The following is a 2,830-nucleotide window of genomic DNA, read 5'->3' as shown; positions in this document are numbered from 1 at the left end:
GGAATACTCTGGCGCTTCCAAACACTCCCCCGTGTTCAAGTCAAAGTGGTGCTTATAAATTGGCGATGCAACCACGATGCGCTCCCCCAAACTGCCCACTAAGCCGCGCGACAAAACCGACGCGTGCGACGCCGGGTCCACGTTGTCAATCGCAAACACCCGCTCGCTCCCATCGCCATCAGCAAGATGAAAAACCGCTACCTGACCACCATTAACCAGCGCGCATACACCGGTGTTCGGCACAATATCGGTAAGCTCGCACACCGGGGTCCACGACTCGATTCGATCAAAATTCATGATGAGTTCCCTAAATATCAAGCGTTAGCTAGTCAGACGGTTTCAACCAAGACCGGAATCTGTTTCAACTGCCGTTCCGCAAACGTGGCCGGACGAACCTGGCCACGCTCTTCAATCAACGTCACGTTCGCATCGCCAGCATCACTGTTCACGAAGTGGCGGAAACGCTTGCGCGTCTCGGGATCAGTGACCGCTTTCTTCCACTCGCATTCATACGTATCGACCACGCGCTGCATCTCCACTTCGAGTTCAGTGGCGATCCCCAGCTTGTCGCGGGCCACGACATCCACGAGATACTCAAGCCCACCTTCCAGGTTGTCCCGCCACACACTGGTGCGTTGCAACCGGTCCGCAGTGCGCACGTAAAACATCAGGAACCGGTCGATGTACTGAAGCAACGTCGCACGGTCAAGGTCGGACGCAAACAGTTCGGCGTGGCGCGGCTTCATCCCTCCATTGCCGCACACGTACAGATTCCATCCCTTCTCAGTCGCAATAATCCCAATGTCCTTGCCCTGCGCTTCAGCGCATTCGCGCGTGCAGCCGGAGACGCCGAACTTGATCTTGTGCGGCGAGCGCAGGCCTTTGTATCGGTTCTCAAGTTCGATCGCGAGGCCGACAGCATCTCCAACGCCGTAACGGCACCATGTCGATCCGACGCAGGACTTCACCGTGCGCAACGATTTGCCATACGCGTGCCCGGTTTCGAATCCGGCCGCGATCAACTCTTCCCAGATCAACGGCAATTGCTCAACGCGTGCGCCAAACAGATCGACGCGTTGTCCCCCAGTGATCTTCGTATAGAGCCCGTACTTCTTCGCGACTTGCCCGACTGCGATCAATCCGTCCGGCGTCACTTCGCCGCCCGCCATGCGAGGCACGACAGAGTACGTGCCGTCGCGCTGGATGTTGGCGAGAAAGTAGTCGTTCGAATCCTGCAGGCCCGCGTGCTCTTTCTTAAGCACGAATTCGTTCCAGCACGACGCCAGGATGTTCGCAACGACAGGCTTGCAAATTTCGCAACCAAGGCCGTGCCCGTGCTTTTCCACCAGCGCGCCAAAGGTCTTGAAGCCCTCGACCCGCACAAGGTGGTACAGCTCCTGGCGCGAAAACGGGAAGTGTTCGCACAGGTGGTTGTTGACCGCGAAGCCCTGCTTCTTCATCTCCGCTTTCATGACCTGCGTGACAAGCGACACACACCCGCCACACGAACTGCCGGCTTTGGTCGCGGACTTCAACGCACCAATGCTCGCCGCGCCGGCGCAGACCGCCGCGCAGATTTGTCCCTTCGATACGTTGTTGCACGAGCAGATTTGCGCACTATCAGGCAACGCTTCGACACCCAACCCGGGCTTCGCCTGACCGTCGGATGAGGGAAGGATCAGGAATTCCGGTGCTTCGGGCAATTCAATGCGGTTCAGCATCATCTGCAAGAGCGTGCCGTATTCGGCGGCATCTCCGACCATCACGCCGCCAAGCAAAAACTTGCCGCACTCGGAGACGACCAGCTTCTTGTAGACCTGCTTGCGTTCATCGCTGAACTGGTACGAACGGCTGCCCGGGGTCGTGCCATGTGCGTCGCCAATACTCGCCACGTCCACGCCCATTAGCTTGAGCTTGGTGCTCATGTCGGCGCCACCGAAAGCGGCCTGCTCGCCGAGCAATTGCCTGGCGGTAACGCGCGCCATCTCGTAACCGGGTGCAACCAGACCGTAGGTCTGGCCGTTCCATAGCGCGCATTCACCAATGGCGAAGATGTCCGGGTCGCTGGTGCGACAGGCGTCGTCGATCGCAATGCCGCCACGCGGACCAATGGCCAGTCCGGCGGCGCGTGCTATTTCATCGCGGGGACGAATACCTGCCGAAAACACAATCATGTCGGTGTCAAGACCAGTGTCGTCGGCGAACTGCATGCGGTTCGTGCCCGTCTCGCCAGCCACGATCGCGAGCGTGTTCTTCGCCGTGTGGACCGTCACGCCGAGCTCTTCAATCTTGCTTCGCAACACGCGGCCACCGCCGTCGTCCACCTGCACTGCCATCAGTCGCGGCGCGAATTCCACGACATGCGTCTCAAGTCCCATGTCGCGCAGCGCCTTCGCGCATTCGAGCCCGAGCAAACCGCCGCCAATGACCGTGCCCGTTTTCGAGCGCGCGCCGCATTCCTGCATCGCTTCAAGATCCTCGATGGTGCGGTACACGAAGCAGTCGGGACGATCCCGGCCCGGCAACGGCGGCACGAATGGATAGGAACCCGTAGCGATAATGAGCTTGTCATAGGCAAGCGTCTCGCCCGTGGAGACCGTCACCGTGCGCGCGATGCGATCGATCGACTCAGCTTTCGCGTTGAGCTTGAGCAAGAAATTCTCGCGCTCGAAAAATCCGGCTTCAACGAGCGACAAGTCATCTGCGGACTTGCCCGAAAAGAATTCCGACAGATGGACACGATCGTAGGCAGCGCGCGGCTCTTCGCACACTACGGTCACATCGAGGTGCCCGGCGCCATTTTCAGCAAGGCATTCAAGGAGTTTATGGC

At 59.2% G+C, this 2,830-nt stretch carries 2 protein-coding genes; both read right to left on the bottom strand.

The genetic code is table 11. From position 1 onward, the window contains the following. A partial coding sequence (gene nirD / locus WCA53_RS03740) for a nitrite reductase small subunit NirD (RefSeq protein WP_423905590.1) occupies positions 1 to 297 on the bottom strand: 297 nt, incomplete at its 3' end. A 32-nt stretch (positions 298 to 329) separates the two neighbouring features. Beyond that, positions 330 to 2,830, bottom strand: a 2,501-nt coding sequence (nirB, locus tag WCA53_RS03735; protein ID WP_423905588.1) for a nitrite reductase large subunit NirB, incomplete at its 5' end; no start/stop codon positions are given.

Source organism: Caballeronia sp., assembly GCF_049581465.1.
Lineage (GTDB): Bacteria > Pseudomonadota > Gammaproteobacteria > Burkholderiales > Burkholderiaceae > Caballeronia.
This window is presented reverse-complemented; position numbering and strand designations above follow the sequence as displayed.